We start from the raw sequence: 13,934 nt of genomic DNA, 5'->3' as shown, positions 1-13,934 counted from the left end.
CGGCACGCGATGATTTTAGGACGGGCGGATGGCGCGCCGCAGCCAAAAACGATTTTCCGCCAGACATCAGCGTTAACAGATGGTTGCGGTCCACAATGAACCGCCCGGAAGCTTGCCATATCGAAACAGAATGAGGGCCGGAGGCGCCGATCCGGCATCGCCGGCTATGCCCTGACGGTTCCGGCCGCGCGAATCTCTGCCCGACTCACTTGGTGATTGCGAGGCGCGCCAGCCACACCAAATGCCATCAACATCTTTGCGAGGCGCCACACGCATTGCGCGTTGCCTTTTCGCGGGACGGGAGCTACATGGTTAAGAATTCGTTAATTTCTTTTCAGCAGCCATTTCATGTTGAGCTCCAGCACTCACCGCAATTACCTGTCGCGGCTGGCCTTCGCCGGGGATAATCCCGAGCCGGTCTATACCAGGGTCAATCTCGTCGCCCGGGCGCTCTGCCCGGTCAAAGGCGTGAAGTCCTTTGCCGCCCATCAGGTGCGCATCGTCAGCATCAGCGAGACCGCAGCCGTGCTGCAGGCGCGCAATATCGAGCTGCTGACCGATCACTTCTATCTCTGTCTTGGAAAGTTCGAGATCTTCCTGACCTGCGCCCGCGTGCGCGCGCAGGAAGGCAGCCTCTTCGTCCGCTTCTCGAAGCCCGAGGAGACGAGCTTCATCCGGGCGCTTTCAGAGATTACCTTCCCGATGACGACATTGGAGAAGCTGCGCGGCCATTCGGGCCGCGCCATAGAGGCGCGCATCAGGCAGCCGGAGACGGCCGCCTGATCATTGCGCGTAAGCGCCATTTGGGACGCTGAGACCTAGGCCTTCTTGGCGCCGCGCGCCTTCTTGGCCGGCTCTTCGGGCGCGGGCTGCGCCAGTCGCAGCGCCCGCAGCCGTTCCGTTTTCTTCTGCCGGTCGAGGAGCTCGCTGGCCATGATTTCCTTGGCCATCGAGTTTGTCTGCTCGGCCTTGGCCTGCGCCGAAAGCTTCTCGGGCTTGAAGAGATTGTCTTTCGTCTTGCTCATGCTTCCTCCCTTTCGGCGGAACGCCAGTGCCGGAACGCTGACTGATGTCAGCGGCTGCGAGCCACGACTTTCTTCTTCGGGCCGGGCAGCAGGCCTTCGCGCTGCGCCTGCTTGCGGGCGAGCTTGCGGACGCGGCGAACGGCTTCGCCCTTCTCGCGGGCGCGCTTTTCGGACGGCTTTTCATAGGCGCTGCGCGCCTTCATTTCGCGGAAGATGCCTTCGCGCTGCATCTTCTTCTTGAGCACACGAAGAGCCTGATCGACGTTGTTATCGCGGACGAGTACCTGCAAGACGTCTCCTTAATCGGCCTTAAGGCCGTTATTTCCTGATCCGGATCGCATTCGCGTTGATCCAGCTTGATGTCGCGGCTTCCGCCCTGGCCTGTGTTTCAACAGGGGGAAGCGACGATGGCGAGGCCAGAACGTCGATATCGTCCTGGCGGATGCTCCGCTCGTAATTCTCGTTCTGGAACCTGACACGGTAATGAACGAGGCCCTGCGCGGCAGGCAGGACGGAGACGATGCGCCCGGCGCCAAAGGCCTGCCCACCGGCGAATATCCCCGGCTTCAGGACAATGTTATCGCCCGGCTGATAGCGGCGGGTTGCCATGCCATTCTCCGAATGAAGTGAAAAAACAAAAGGCCGGGACTGCTCCCGACCTTCCTCCGTCATCGTCTCAGCGCGCCAGTACATCCGTGGTCGCGCGAGGCGCTGACAAATTATGCAGCCTGCAGGTTATCTGCCGAGCTCTTACCCGAGCGGCGGTCCTGCACGATTTCGTAGCTGATCTTCTGTCCGTCTGCGAGCGAGCGCATGCCTGCGCGTTCAACTGCAGAAATATGGACGAAAACATCGGCGCCGCCGTTGTCAGGCTGAATGAAGCCGAAACCCTTGGTGGCGTTGAACCACTTGACTGTACCTGTATTCATAACGATTTCCTTTCAAAGCAACCGTGTGTTTTTCCCGCGATACCCTGCGGAATGAGATCGATTATTTGGAGGGAAATCTGAAGAGGCGAAAGCGCTCTCGGACGACGTCACAAGCAATGGTCGATAACGCCAATATAATGGCAATTTAATATTTGGCAACGGCAAGACCCAAGAAACTTGCCGCCGCTTAAAATTCTATCCCGTAATTCGTTGTTTTCGTTCGATTTCATTTCCGGAAGGGCAGCAGCGATAAAACAGACTTCTATCGCCCGCCCGGTCCCGGGCAGCACCCGGGACCATCGGATTGCAATCAAAACGCGCAGACATCCGCATGCATGAGCGGCCCGCGCTTCATCCAGAGCTGCGCGCCATCGGCGCCGGCTTCTGCGGCAAGCGCCGTGCCGGCCGGAAGGCGGCCCCAGGCGAGGCGTTCCAGCCGCTCGCCATCGACAGTCAGCGCCCCCTTCAGCACCAGGAATTCCAAGCCTTCGGCATTGTCGACGGTCACAGCCGCCCCTGCCCGCCACTCTTCAAGGCGCACCTGCTCGCGGCCGTCGTCGAAGAGGATGAGAGCGCTCTCGGCGCCGGGGCGCGGCGTATCCTTGCGGCCTTCGCCCGGGCGGCGCACCGTCTGGTCGCGGTCTTCGGCGCGGAATTGCCAGAGCCGCACGAAGATCGAGCAGCCGCCTGCCGAGGCCGGCATATGCGAGGTGCCCGGCGGGTTGCGGATGTAGGATCCGGCCGGATAGTCGCCATGCTCGTCCTGGAAGATGCCGTCGAGCACCACGAATTCCTCGCCGCCGGTATGGGTATGCGGCGGAAAGGCACTGCCCGCGGCATAGCGGACGATCGAGGTGGCGCGCGCCTTCTCCTCGCCGATGCGGAACAGCATCTTGCGGTCGACGCCGGGCGCCGGGCTCGGGATCCAGTCGAGTGCGGCCGAATGCACGGTTACAGGTTTCGTCAGGTCGTCATTGATACGCATGGTCAAAGCTCCGCCAATCCGCCATCGAGAAGTATTTCGGTTCCGAGCATGAAGCTCGCGTCGTCGCTGGCGAGAAACGCCACCGCGGCCGCGATCTCCTCCGGGCGCCCCATGCGCCCGGCCGGCACGCGGGCGCCGACCCGCTCGGTATAGGCCTTGTAGTCGTCGGCTGTCTGCCCAGCGCTGTGATGGATCGGCGTATCGGTCGGCCCGGGGCTGACGCAGTTGACGCGGATCTTGCGCTCGGCGAGTTCGGCCGAGAGCGTGCGGGCAAAGGAGCGGACAGCTGCCTTCGAGGCCGAGAGCGCGGCGCGCCCCGGCGTGCCCACCTTGTTCAGCCACGACGTGTTGAGAATGATCGAACCGCCGTCGGCCATGACGGGCAGCACGCTCTGCACGGTGAAGAACACGCCCTTGACGTTGATGTCCATCAGCCGGTCGAAGGCTTCCTCCTCGGTCGTCGCAATCGGCGTGCCATAGGCGACACCGGCATTGGCGAAGAGAATGTCGATTGTGCCGAAGGCGTCGGCCGCCTGCTTCGCCATCGCCTTCAGGTCGGCAAGCGAGCGCACGTCGGCGCGGATCGCCACGGTCTAGCCGCCGAGCTCACGCAGCGCCTGTTCGAGCTTGGCCTCGTCGGTGCCCGATATGGCGACACGGGCGCCATCGGCGATCAGGCGGCGCGCCGCCGCAAGGCCGATGCCGCTGGAGCCGCCGGTGATCAGTGCAGTCTTTCCTGTCAGCATGGTTACCTCCTGTTCGCGGCGTCGCGCCGCGATCCGATGATTGCAGAAACGGTGCGCTCAGCCGCGTCGACCGCGCCCGAGAGATAGCCGGGATCCGTCTGGCTGGTTTCGCTTCCGGCAAGCGAGATGAAAGGCTGCCAGGCGCCATCCACCCAGGGCCTGCGGTCGGGCGACGGATGGGCGCCGCCGGTGCGGTCGGCCTTCGTGGCGGTCGCCGGATCGGCAGCCCAATCCTTGAACAGCGTTGCCCGCGGCTGCAGCGCCTTTTCGCCGAACAGGCGGCCGAGCTGCTGGACGCAGGCATGCGTCAGCAGGTCTTCGCCGATAGACTGGCGCTCATCCGCGCCGACGCCGAGGAAGCCGAAGAGAGCGGCGGAGCCTGTCGCGGTCGTCGCGTCATGGATCTCGACCAGCGGCCCGACCATGCTCTGCGCCGTTCCCGACAGGCCTTCCTGGCGCCAGAATGGGCGGTCGTAAAGCGCGAAGAATTTCGCATGCGGCGCCATCCAGGTCGCCGTCTGGCGCCAGCGCGAGGCGATGGCGGTCGAAACCGGCGGCGAGAAGGAAACGGTGGCTTCGAGCAGACGCGGCGGCAGGGCAAAGATCACATGCCCGGCCTGAACACTCTCCTGCCCGCCGGTAGAATTCGAAACCGTTAGCGTCACGCCATCGGCGCCAAGCGCGGCGGCAGTGACCTTGCGGCTCAGGAAGATGCAATTTTCCGGCAGTTCCGCCGTCAGCGCCCGCACCAGCGCATTGGTGCCGCCGGTCAGCCGCATCGATTGCGGCTCCTGCCGGTAGCCCTGGTAACGCTGCACCGGCTCGCGCGACATGCGCTCGAACACCACGTCGCCGTCGCTCGCCTGCGCGAAGGCCGGCAGCTCGAGCTCGGCGACAAGCGCGCCGATGGCCGGCTGCATCTGCGGCCAGAACCAGGAAGGGCCGAGATCGAAGCCGTCGGCCGAAACGCTGCCCGTCTCGTCGACGGAGAAGATCCGCCCGCCCAGCCGGTCGCGGGCTTCGAACAGCAGGAAATCGATATTGGCTGCGTGAAGCAGCCTTGCGGCATGAAGTCCGGCAAGGCCGCCGCCGATGATCGCAACAGATGTCTGCATTGTCATTCCTGAAGGTTGAAAAGGGGCCGGCATTGCGGCCGGCCCCTCGATGTCACTTGTTCGGAAGGGCCGCGACGGCGTCGAGAACCCGGGCGGAATAGGTCAGAGCGGCACCGGCATTGAGCGCGATCGCGACGCCGAGCGCCTCGGCGATCTCTTCCTCGGTCGCGCCGTGCTCGATCGCCGCCTTGCCGTGAACGGCAATGCAGCCGTCGCAGCGGGTGGTGACGGCAACGGCGAGCGCGATCAGTTCGCGCATCTTCGGGCCGAGGTGGTTTGCCTTTTCGCCGGCGCGATCGAGCGAGACCACGCCACGCAGCGTATCCGGCGTCAGCTTGCCGAGTTCACCGACGCGGCCGAGCAGTTCGTCGCGATATCCGTTCCAATCCATCATCTGCATCATCCTTACTGGCGGCCGGCGGTGACGCCGCCATCAACCGGGAGAACCGTGCCGGTGATCCACGAAGCCTGCTCGGAAGCGAGGAAGAGGATCGCCTCGGCGACATCCTTCGGCTGGCCGTTGCGGCCGAGCGGATGGAAGGCATCGAAGGTCGGCAGCACTTCCTTGACCTGCTCTGCAGACAGGAAGGTGTTATAGACCGGAGTTTCGACGACAGCCGGAGCAACCGCGTTGATGCGGATGTTATAAGGTGCAAGCTCGATCGCTAGGTTGCGAACCATGGCGTGAACGCCGGCATTGGCAGCCGAATAGGCAGCCGACGGCGTGGCGCCGATCGCCTGGATCGCCCACATCGAGCCGGTCTGAACGATGACGCCGCCCTTGTCCTTCATCACCTTGGCAGCAGCCTGCGCGGTGAAGAACTTGCCCTTCAGGATCGTGTCCAGATACCAGTCGTAATCGCCTTCGGTGAGGTCGAGGAACGGCTTCGGATTGAAGACGCCGGCATTGTTGACGAGGATGTCGAGCGTGCCGAATGCCTTGACGGCGGCGTCGACCAGGGCTGCGCCCGTTGCCGGATTGGCGATGTCACCGGCCGAAACGATGACCTTCTTACCGGAAGGATCGATTTCCTTGGCTGCAGCCTGCAGCTTGGCGAGATCGCGGCCGTTGATGGCGACCGAAGCCCCCTCGGCGACGAAGCGGGCCGCCACTTCCTTGCCAATTCCCGAACCGCCGCCAGTGATCGCGACTACTTTACCTTCAAAGCGCATGATTATCTCCTTATCTATCTATCAGTAGATAGGCAACACCACTTAGCGCTTGCTTTAACAGATTTCAAGACCTATCTATCAATAGATAGAGAGAAGGTGACAATGTCGGAAAAAGTGCAGGCAATCATGGACGCCGCAGAGCGCATGATCAGACAGGGCGGCTATAACGGATTCAGTTTCCGCGAGATTGCCGCCGAAGTCGGCATCAAGAGCGCCAGCGTCCACTACCATTTCCCCACCAAGGAGGCACTGGCCGCCGCTGTCGCTCATCGCTACACGGACCGGTTCGGCGATGCTGTCGAGGCGGAAAAGTCGTCGGGCCTGAATACGGTCGCCGCCTGGCGCCGCGTCTTCCAGCGTTCCTTTGCCGAAGATGGCCGCATGTGCCTCTGCGGCGCGCTGGGCGCTGCCTCGCGCGATCTGCCGGATGAGGTTGCGGCGGAAGCGAAACGCTTCTTCGAAGTCGGCATCGAAAGGTTGATGGCGTCGGGCATGACGCGCGAGGAAGCGCTGAAGGTGCTCGCCACCCTCGAAGGCGCCATGCTGATGTCGTCAGCGCTCGGCGATGCGAGCTCCTTCGACGACGCGACGAAGGAACTCGCCTAGGTCTTTAGGGCATGGAAACGATCAGCCGCAGCGACCCCTCGAAGAAGGGCTGCGTGCGCAACGCGCCGTACCGCTTGTCCCAGCTGCCATCCTTCAGATCACGGCCGAGCTCCTCGACGAAACGCTCGCCGATGGAAGGATCGACGAAGCTCCAGGCGGAATTCGCACGGCGCGCGCCGGGATCGAGCAGCCGCTCCGGGCGGCCGTAATAGCCTTCGCTGAAACCATCGGTGCAATGCAGCGGGATCGGCACCGGCCGGATCTCGACTGTGCCGCCGAGCGCTTCTGAGATCGACGCCAGCGACGGGTAACGGCTGGCTTCGACGGCAATCATCTCCGGCGCATAGTCCTGCAGCCACGAGCGATGCAGCTCGTCCGGATCGCAGCTCAGCACCGCGACCGGCCCGCGCGTGACACGGCGCATCTCCGCAAGACCCGCCTTCAGATCCGACCATTGATGGACCGAGAAGGTCGTCATGCTGGCGTCGAAACTCTTGTCGTCGAAGGGCAGCTTTTCCGCCACCGCATCGATCGCGACCGGAAGATGGGCCGGGCGCTGCGCCCGCATCGAGGCCGACGGCTCGACCGCCGTCACCACCCGGTCCGTCGGCTCGTAGGAACCAGCACCGGCGCCGACATTCAGCACCGTCCTGGCATCGCCGAGCGCGCTCCAGATGAAGGCGGCAATATGCGGATCCGGCTGGCGGTATTGTGTGTAGTTGGTGCCGATCACGCCGTAATTGGCGTCGCCGGCACTTCCATCCGTATGTCTGTTGCTCATGCTTTCAAATCCCTTGGTGGGCAAAGCTTCGCCCTCCCCGAATGCCGTGGCATTTCGGAGCTGTTGTGCGCTTTGCGGCTTTGCCTTAATGTTGCGACCAGAGAAAACACCATAATCTCCAGCCTGAAAACCGATAAGCTCGAACAGAGTTTGTTCCCAAAACGCACATAGCGGAAGTGTGACATGGCAAGACGCCTTCCCTCCCTCAACGCCCTTCGCGCCTTCGAAGCAGCCGGCCGCCACGGGCGCATGACGCTTGCGGCCGACGAGCTGAACGTCACCCACAGCGCCATCAGTCGCCAGATCCAGCATCTCGAGGAGGTTCTCGGCGTCTCGCTCTTCGAGGGACCGAAGAACCGGCTGCGCCTGACGGAAGCGGGCCAGGCGCTACTGCCCGGCCTCGTCGCCGCCTTCGACCAGATCGACATGTCGGTGCGCTCGGTTGCCGATACCGCCGACGGCGCGCTCGACGTCTCCTGCCCCGGCACCTTCACCATGCGCTGGCTGATCCCGCGGCTTTATCGCTTCCAGGCCGAACATCCTGATATCGACGTGCGGCTGACCGCTTCGTCCCGCCCGGTCGATTTCTCCCGCGACGGCTTCGATGTGGCGATCCGCGTCGGCACCGCCCCCTGGCCCGACGGCGCCGATGTCATCCCGCTCTTTCCGGAGCAGACCGGCCCCGTCGTCGCCCCATCGCTCGCCTCCACGGTCAGCGGCCTGCCCGTCCTGCACACCAAGACCAGGCTTCGCGCCTGGGGCGACTGGCTCACCCGCTCCGGCATCGCCATCGAGGGCGGCCCGCGCGTCGAATACGAGCATTTCTATTTCATGCTGGAAGCGGCCGGCGCCGGCCTCGGCGTCTGTGTTGCGCCCTGGCCCTATGTCACCGGCGATATCCGCGACAACAGGCTCGCCGCCCCCTTCGGCTTCATCGACAGCGGCCACGAATATGTGGCGCTCCGCCGCGCCAGGCGGAACCGCAAATCGGTGATCTTCTGCGAATGGCTGCGTGCCGAAGCCGAGGACTTCGTCTCGACGAATCCGGCGCCGCAGCGCCAGGTGTGAAATCTGAAATTGCAGCGGTAACCAACTGTTAAGCATAACAAACTGATAAGAACCGCACTCCGGTGCATGACGCATCTCCCTCCCCCACAATTCATTTCTACGGGTTTCGGATGTCGTCGATCATCACGAACAACGCGGCTATTGCTGCGCTCCAATCCCTGCGCTCTGTGAACGCCTCGCTTTCAGGAACGCAGCAGCACGTCTCCACCGGCCTTCGCATCGAAAAGGCCTCCGATAACGCCGCCTATTGGGCGATCGCGACGACGATGCGCTCCGACAGCAAGGCTCTGTCGGCGGTTCAGGACGCCCTCGGCCTCAGCGGTGCGGTTCTCGATACGACCTACACGGCGATCGCTTCGTCGATCGACCTGATGTCGGAAGTGAAGGCCAAGCTGGTCGCCGCCTACGAAGACGGCGTCGACAAGACGAAGATCAACGAAGACCTGACGCAACTGAAGCAGCAGCTGCAGTCGACATCCGATTCCGCCTCGTTCAACGGCCAGAACTGGCTCTCGTGGAACACCGGCGCCGACTCCGCCGACAAAAGCATTCCGGCCTATTTCATCCGCAACAGCGACGGCACCGTCAGGGTCGGAACGGTCTCCTATCCGATCAATACGCCAGCACCCCGGACTTCCACCGACGTCCAGTATTTCGTCGATAACGGCGGCTCGGGCGAATACGGCATCCTCTCGACCGAAGCCTTTGCAGTCGAGGTCGGCTCGGCCAAGAATTACGTCATGCTGAAGGGCGCCACCGCCCCGGCAACGGCCGTCGATATCGCCATCGACAATTCGACGACGGATGACGAGCTCGACGACATGCTGGCGACGGTGGAAGGCATGACCAAGCAGATGACGGCGGTGGCCTCGACCATCGGCTCGCTCAGCAAGGGCGTCGAGATGTCGATGGATTTCGCCCACGATCTCTCCGACTCCGTCGACAGCGGCGTCGGCCGGCTGGTCGATGCCGATATGGAAGACGAGTCCTCGAAACTGACGGCGCAGCAGACGCAGCAGCAACTGGCGATCCAGTCGCTGTCCATCGCCAACAGCGCCCCGCAGAACCTGCTGAGCCTGTTCAGGAACTGATCCGGATCGGCCTAGCCCTGCCCGCCGCCGAGCTTCTTGTCGGGGAACACCAGCGACTTGATGACGACGGGCACCGCGCCTGACGTCTCCAGCATGGCGCCGATATCGATGAAGTCGAACTCGTCGAGCTTGATGCCATCGATCGAGACGAGCGAGGAAATGCCGGCCTCCAGCTTGCAATGCATGCCGACGAGGCCGCCGACATCGCCGTTGCCGACGAGGATCAGCGGGTGGCCGTTGGCGAGCACCGGTGCCAAGCCCTCGATGACGCCACGGCAGAAGCCGTCGAGGCGGCGGTAGCTGGCAGAACCGTCCCAGTCGTAGCAGACCGCGACCGGGCTTTCGCCGCTGCCGAGATCGAGACGCGACAGGGATTCCGCGATGCGGGCCGCGACCTCCGCCGGATCGATCTTGTCGCCAAAGTCGATCGCCGGCTTGATGACCGGGATGTTACGCACCGGCAGCAGCTGCAGCGGATGGACGAAGATCGTGCTGCCGCTGACCTGCACCGTATATTGCGAGGCGCCGACGACGGTGGCGCGGATGCCCTGCTCCGGCTTTTCGAGCCGCGGCGACCAGAGCTCCAGCCGCTCACGCAGGATCTCGGCCAGCAGCGGTCCGAGATCGCTGAAACCTTCCGGCTTTTCGGCATAAAGAAACTCCGAGACACCGCCGGAGACGGTGACGACATCGGGCAGGACGGATGGCAGCGGCGGCAGGCGGTGGAGACCGGCGGTCTCGCTGCTGATATCGCCACCCTGCATCGCTTCGAACAGCTGCTCGACCATCGCCGATGCCAGCTTGCGCGCATCGGCTTCACTCAGCGTGACGCCGAGCGCCACGTCGACGCCGGCCTTGCGGCCGAAATAGCGGCCGGCCTCCTCGACGCGGGTGATCCTGCGGTTCTCGTCGAAAGCGACGATGCGGGCGCCGATATCGATCGCCGCGATGTGCCGGATCGTGCCCGCCGAGCAGAAGGCGAGTTTCGAGGTGCCGCCGCCGATATCGACGTTGAGCACGCTCTCGCCGCTGCGCCCGGAAAGCGCCACGGCGCCGGAGCCGAAGGCGGCAAGCGTCGTCTCCAGCCCGTCCCCGGCGCTGACCACCACGAACTTGCCGGTCTCCTCGGAAAACAGCGTGCCGATCGCCCGGGCATTGCTGCGCCGGACGGCAACGCCGGTCAGGATCAGCGCGCCGGTATCGATATCCTCAGGCGTGATGCCCGCCTGCTTGTACTGGTCGGCGAAGAAGGCGCCGAGCGCCTCGGCATCGATCTCGTCGTCGCCGCTATAGGGCGTCAGCAGCACGTCCGACTGGTGCAGCAGCGTGCGCTCGACCACCATGTAGCGGGTGTCGAGCCTTTCCAGCACGATGCGGGAAAAGGCGAGATGCGAGGTCGAGGAGCCGATATCGATACCGACGCTGACGAGCACGATCTCGTCCTCGAGCTCCATGCTGCGGCCGACATTCGAAAAGAATATCCGGCCGCCCTGTTCTTCTTCGTCGTCAGCCATGATCAGACGACGGTCGATTTCTTCGTCGTCGTGTCGGCAGGCTTGTCATACCATTCCGGCTTCATGCGAACCTCGACGCCATTTTTCTTCAGAAGCGCCTCATATTCCTTGCGGATATACGGGTCTTCCATCCAGTACGGAATGGCCGTGCCGCCTTCGTTGACGTCGATCGCCGTGTAGTCGATGTGCTTCTCGCCGGGCGCGCCGGGATCGCGGCCCGGATTGTGCGGGCCGAACCAGGCCGTCAGGCGGAAGTCGTCCTTGGAGACGCTGAAATGCTGGTGGTACCAGCGTGCGCCACCCGGAGCCGCCGTCACCATGCCGTAGGGACCGTAGTCCAGACGGCGGACGCGGTCGGCATGACCGTTCGCCCACGGATTGACGCCGCACTCTTCCGGCCAGGTATAGGTATAGCCCTCGCCCTTCAGGCAGATCAGGATTGCCGCGGACGTATGGGCATGCGCCTTGGAATAGCGGCCGTTCTCATGCTGGCCGATCCAGTAGTAGAAATTGTTGTTGGTCATGAACGGCTCGACGCGGCGATAGCCGACCGACCGGCGGTTATCGAGCGGCAGGTCGCAATTGACGGCGTCCGGCAGGAAGTTGGTGCGGCGCATCGCCAGGCCGCGCACCGGATCCGGCTCGATCTCTTCGCGATACTTGTAGAAGTCGTCGGCGCCCGAGAAGCGGTCGCGGAAGACGAAGGGGTTGTTGTAGACGGCGTCGAAATTCTGGATGGCATTGACGACGACAGGCGCCGTCGTGCCGCCGAGCAGCAGCGCCGGGCTGTTGGTGGCGTTGACGATGCGGTGCCAGGCATTCATCGGGATCGAAAACATCGATCCTTCCTGCCATTCGAACACATGCTTCTTGCCCTCGCCCTCAAGCCACACCTCGGTCGAGCCGCGGCCTTCCACGACGAGGTAGATTTCCTCGTACATGTGCTTTTCCGGGTTGAGCTCGCCGGCCGCAGGCACCTCGACAAGGTGACAGCCCCACTTGGTCTCGGTGCCGTAAAGCTGGATATAGGTGCCGCGGCCGCCGGTCCGCTTCCAGGGCTTCAGCGGCAGGTTCTTGACGTTGGAGATGCCGAGATCGCGGAAAACAGGAATGCCCTCTTCTTCCATGAACTGGTCATAGGGGGTCGGCTGCTTCTTGAACTCGCCGAAGCCGGCCTTCTTCGTGCCTGCCGGCTCGTGCCAATGCGTGCCTGTGCCGCCGCCAAGGGGATCCTGATGCATGGGTTTCTCCTCCCGATCAGATGTTCCTTTATACGGAACATCGTTCCAATTTAAACTCAACGTACATCCGCCCGCCCTTCAAATCAAGGAGGAACGGCGGTCCGTTACGAAAACAAAAGCGACTTGATCACGACAGGCACGACGCCCGGCGGATTGATGAATTCGCCGAGATCGACGAAGTCGAGTTCCTTCAGCTGCACGCCATCGATCGAGATCAGCTGCGGGCCGATCTTCAGCTCGCGATCGAGGATGCGGCCGAGCGTCTGACCGATATCGCCGTCGATGACCAGCACCAGCAACTCGTCACGATGCCCGTTTGGTGCGGCAAACATCTTGATCGCCTTGGCGAGCTCGAGCAGCCGCGGATAATCGGGCAGACCGGCAAAGGTGAAGGCAAGCGCGATCGGCGCGGCGAGGTCGCTGTCGCGGCGTTCGGCACCCGAAGCGAAAGCCCTGGCGATCGCCTCGGCATCGACATGCTCAGGGACGGCATGGCCGAGATGGACGACCGGAATATTGTGCGACGGCAGGCCGCGGTCGCCGGTGCGGTACATCGTCTTGCCGCTCACCTGCACGGTGAATTGCGAGGCGCCGATGACGGTGGCGCGGATGCGTTGTCCGGCATCGACGATTGGCATGTCGATGCGCGGCGTCAGCTGCGAGATGATTTCCTTGGCGAGCATCTGCGCGATATCGCCGTGATCAGCCGTTTCATACTCGAAGATATATTCGGAGACGCCGCCGGAGAACGTCACGTAATCAGGCCGGAAACTGCGATCCAGCGGCTCGGTCAGCTGTAGTTTCTCACCGAGCGCATCGAGCGGCGCGCCGACGATCTGGTCGACGGCGGCGGACGCCAGCCGCCGGGCGATCGCCTGGCGCACCTCCGGGTTTGCCAGCGTCTCAGGATCGGTCGCAAGGCCAAGCTCGGCGGCAACGATCGAGGCCGATTCATCGACGCGGGTCCAGGCGCCCGTCTTGTCCTGCGCGACGAGCCGCCCGCCGACGGCGAAGGCCGCGACATCGATGATCTCGCCCTTGCTGATCAGCGCCAGCTTGGTGGTGCCGCCGCCGATATCGACATGCAGCCCGCAGGCATTGCGCTTCTTCGAAAGTTCCGTCGCGCCCGAACCATGGGCCGCCAGCATGCATTCCAGCTTGTGGCCGGCGGTAGCGCAGACGAAGCGGCCGGATTCGCTGGCGAAGATCTCGTCGATCGCCCGCGCATTCTTCCGCTTGATCGCCTCGCCGGTCAGGATCACCGCGCCGGTATCGATATGGCTGCGCTTGTAGCCCGCATCCTCGTAGCAATGGGCGAAGAAATGCCGGAGCTCATGCGCATCGATCGTGCCGTCAGGCAGAAACGGTGTCAGCAGGATCGGCGAACGCCAGACCACCTGGCGGTCGATCACCTGGAAGCGGCTGGAGAGCTCCTCCGTCTCGCGGCGCATGACGACGCGGGCAAAGAGCAGATGCGAGGTCGAGCTGCCGATATCGATGCCGACGGTCAGAAGCTCGACGGTTTCCTGCTGCCACAGCCAGTCGGAAATCGCCCGGCGCTCGTCTTCCGAGAGATCGCCATGTTCATGATCAAAATCGAGATCGTGCACTTACTCTATTCCCTGTGCATGTCCTGCGCGAGGAAGCCGGTGGCAAGCCA

General features: G+C 63.4%; 16 protein-coding genes and 1 pseudogene. 4 read left to right on the top strand and 13 right to left on the bottom strand.

Features of this window, described 5'->3' with window-relative positions; all coding sequences use genetic code 11:
* The first annotated feature begins 348 nt into the window (after window positions 1-348).
* Window positions 349-783, top strand: coding sequence for a hypothetical protein (locus tag ACQZ5H_RS18255; protein WP_449098630.1), 435 nt, complete (start codon window positions 349-351; stop codon window positions 781-783).
* A gap of 35 nt (window positions 784-818) precedes the next feature.
* Here the strand turns inward: ACQZ5H_RS18255 and ACQZ5H_RS18250 are convergent, their stop codons facing one another.
* From ACQZ5H_RS18250 to ACQZ5H_RS18210, 9 genes and pseudogenes are all read right to left on the bottom strand, one after another.
* Window positions 819-1,025 carry a hypothetical protein gene (locus ACQZ5H_RS18250; RefSeq protein ID WP_413710019.1) on the bottom strand — a complete coding sequence of 69 codons (207 nt, stop codon included), beginning with the start codon at window positions 1,023-1,025 and terminating at the stop codon, window positions 819-821.
* A 47-nt stretch (window positions 1,026-1,072) separates the two neighbouring features.
* Window positions 1,073-1,315, bottom strand: coding sequence for a 30S ribosomal protein S21 (gene rpsU, locus ACQZ5H_RS18245; protein WP_112719075.1), 243 nt, complete (start codon window positions 1,313-1,315; stop codon window positions 1,073-1,075).
* Window positions 1,316-1,343: 28 nt separating this feature from the next.
* The gene (locus ACQZ5H_RS18240) at window positions 1,344-1,634 is read right to left on the bottom strand and encodes a cold-shock protein (protein ID WP_449098629.1); all 291 of its coding nucleotides are present in this window, start codon (window positions 1,632-1,634) and stop codon (window positions 1,344-1,346) included.
* A 110-nt stretch (window positions 1,635-1,744) separates the two neighbouring features.
* Window positions 1,745-1,954: a cold-shock protein gene (locus tag ACQZ5H_RS18235; RefSeq protein ID WP_112719073.1), complete on the bottom strand. Its 210-nt coding sequence runs from the start codon at window positions 1,952-1,954 to the stop codon at window positions 1,745-1,747.
* A 310-nt stretch (window positions 1,955-2,264) separates the two neighbouring features.
* The gene (locus ACQZ5H_RS18230) at window positions 2,265-2,939 is read right to left on the bottom strand and encodes a cupin domain-containing protein (RefSeq protein WP_449098628.1); all 675 of its coding nucleotides are present in this window, start codon (window positions 2,937-2,939) and stop codon (window positions 2,265-2,267) included.
* A 2-nt stretch (window positions 2,940-2,941) separates the two neighbouring features.
* Window positions 2,942-3,685 (bottom strand): annotated as a pseudogene (locus ACQZ5H_RS18225) (glucose 1-dehydrogenase).
* 2 nt (window positions 3,686-3,687) lie between these two features.
* Window positions 3,688-4,800, bottom strand: a complete 1,113-nt coding sequence (locus tag ACQZ5H_RS18220; protein ID WP_449098627.1) for a flavin monoamine oxidase family protein — start codon at window positions 4,798-4,800, stop codon at window positions 3,688-3,690.
* Between the two features lie 52 nt (window positions 4,801-4,852).
* Window positions 4,853-5,194, bottom strand: coding sequence for a carboxymuconolactone decarboxylase family protein (locus ACQZ5H_RS18215; RefSeq protein ID WP_130277686.1), 342 nt, complete (start codon window positions 5,192-5,194; stop codon window positions 4,853-4,855).
* A gap of 11 nt (window positions 5,195-5,205) precedes the next feature.
* Window positions 5,206-5,973 (bottom strand): SDR family NAD(P)-dependent oxidoreductase, encoded by a 768-nt coding sequence (locus ACQZ5H_RS18210; RefSeq protein WP_112719069.1) that lies wholly within the window; start codon window positions 5,971-5,973, stop codon window positions 5,206-5,208.
* Window positions 5,974-6,075: 102 nt separating this feature from the next.
* Here ACQZ5H_RS18210 and ACQZ5H_RS18205 point away from each other — a divergent pair, with 102 nt between their 5' ends.
* Window positions 6,076-6,579, top strand: a complete 504-nt coding sequence (locus ACQZ5H_RS18205) for a TetR/AcrR family transcriptional regulator (protein WP_112719068.1) — start codon at window positions 6,076-6,078, stop codon at window positions 6,577-6,579.
* Between the two features lie 4 nt (window positions 6,580-6,583).
* On the opposite strand, the gene ACQZ5H_RS18200 is transcribed toward ACQZ5H_RS18205, so the two are convergent.
* Complete coding sequence (locus tag ACQZ5H_RS18200; RefSeq protein ID WP_449098626.1) at window positions 6,584-7,360, bottom strand: class I SAM-dependent methyltransferase; 777 nt, start codon at window positions 7,358-7,360, stop codon at window positions 6,584-6,586.
* A 183-nt stretch (window positions 7,361-7,543) separates the two neighbouring features.
* On the opposite strand from ACQZ5H_RS18200, the gene ACQZ5H_RS18195 reads away from it, so the two are divergent.
* Together ACQZ5H_RS18195 and ACQZ5H_RS18190 are read left to right on the top strand one after the other, a co-directional pair.
* On the top strand, window positions 7,544-8,428 hold the full coding sequence (locus tag ACQZ5H_RS18195; protein WP_449098625.1) for a LysR substrate-binding domain-containing protein: 885 nt from the start codon (window positions 7,544-7,546) through the stop codon (window positions 8,426-8,428).
* 110 nt (window positions 8,429-8,538) lie between these two features.
* Window positions 8,539-9,519 carry a flagellin N-terminal helical domain-containing protein gene (locus ACQZ5H_RS18190; RefSeq protein ID WP_413710025.1) on the top strand — a complete coding sequence of 327 codons (981 nt, stop codon included), beginning with the start codon at window positions 8,539-8,541 and terminating at the stop codon, window positions 9,517-9,519.
* 11 nt (window positions 9,520-9,530) lie between these two features.
* Here ACQZ5H_RS18190 and ACQZ5H_RS18185 read toward each other — a convergent pair whose 3' ends face one another.
* The 3 genes from ACQZ5H_RS18185 to ACQZ5H_RS18175 all read right to left on the bottom strand — a co-directional run bounded on the left by ACQZ5H_RS18185 (window position 9,531) and on the right by ACQZ5H_RS18175 (window position 13,884).
* A complete protein-coding gene (locus tag ACQZ5H_RS18185; RefSeq protein WP_449098624.1) occupies window positions 9,531-11,033 on the bottom strand; it encodes an ethanolamine ammonia-lyase reactivating factor EutA in 1,503 nt (500 codons plus the stop codon).
* Between the two features lie 2 nt (window positions 11,034-11,035).
* On the bottom strand, window positions 11,036-12,274 hold the full coding sequence (locus tag ACQZ5H_RS18180; protein ID WP_449098623.1) for a cupin domain-containing protein: 1,239 nt from the start codon (window positions 12,272-12,274) through the stop codon (window positions 11,036-11,038).
* A 104-nt stretch (window positions 12,275-12,378) separates the two neighbouring features.
* Window positions 12,379-13,884, bottom strand: coding sequence for an ethanolamine ammonia-lyase reactivating factor EutA (locus tag ACQZ5H_RS18175; protein WP_449098622.1), 1,506 nt, complete (start codon window positions 13,882-13,884; stop codon window positions 12,379-12,381).
* Window positions 13,885-13,934 lie beyond the last annotated feature (50 nt).

Source organism: Rhizobium sp. 21-4511-3d, assembly GCF_053522545.1.
This window is presented reverse-complemented; position numbering and strand designations above follow the sequence as displayed.

Coding starts and splice junctions, on each gene's coding strand:
- ACQZ5H_RS18220 (WP_449098627.1), bottom strand. CDS start 4,800: ATGCAGACATCTGTTGCGATCATCGGCGGCGGCCTTGCCGGACTTCAT.
- ACQZ5H_RS18190 (WP_413710025.1), top strand. CDS start 8,539: ATGTCGTCGATCATCACGAACAACGCGGCTATTGCTGCGCTCCAATCC.
- ACQZ5H_RS18250 (WP_413710019.1), bottom strand. CDS start 1,025: ATGAGCAAGACGAAAGACAATCTCTTCAAGCCCGAGAAGCTTTCGGCG.
- ACQZ5H_RS18240 (WP_449098629.1), bottom strand. CDS start 1,634: ATGGCAACCCGCCGCTATCAGCCGGGCGATAACATTGTCCTGAAGCCG.
- ACQZ5H_RS18235 (WP_112719073.1), bottom strand. CDS start 1,954: ATGAATACAGGTACAGTCAAGTGGTTCAACGCCACCAAGGGTTTCGGC.
- ACQZ5H_RS18210 (WP_112719069.1), bottom strand. CDS start 5,973: ATGCGCTTTGAAGGTAAAGTAGTCGCGATCACTGGCGGCGGTTCGGGA.
- ACQZ5H_RS18195 (WP_449098625.1), top strand. CDS start 7,544: ATGGCAAGACGCCTTCCCTCCCTCAACGCCCTTCGCGCCTTCGAAGCA.
- ACQZ5H_RS18205 (WP_112719068.1), top strand. CDS start 6,076: ATGTCGGAAAAAGTGCAGGCAATCATGGACGCCGCAGAGCGCATGATC.
- ACQZ5H_RS18215 (WP_130277686.1), bottom strand. CDS start 5,194: ATGATGGATTGGAACGGATATCGCGACGAACTGCTCGGCCGCGTCGGT.
- ACQZ5H_RS18185 (WP_449098624.1), bottom strand. CDS start 11,033: ATGGCTGACGACGAAGAAGAACAGGGCGGCCGGATATTCTTTTCGAAT.
- ACQZ5H_RS18255 (WP_449098630.1), top strand. CDS start 349: ATGTTGAGCTCCAGCACTCACCGCAATTACCTGTCGCGGCTGGCCTTC.
- ACQZ5H_RS18200 (WP_449098626.1), bottom strand. CDS start 7,360: ATGAGCAACAGACATACGGATGGAAGTGCCGGCGACGCCAATTACGGC.
- ACQZ5H_RS18230 (WP_449098628.1), bottom strand. CDS start 2,939: ATGCGTATCAATGACGACCTGACGAAACCTGTAACCGTGCATTCGGCC.
- ACQZ5H_RS18180 (WP_449098623.1), bottom strand. CDS start 12,274: ATGCATCAGGATCCCCTTGGCGGCGGCACAGGCACGCATTGGCACGAG.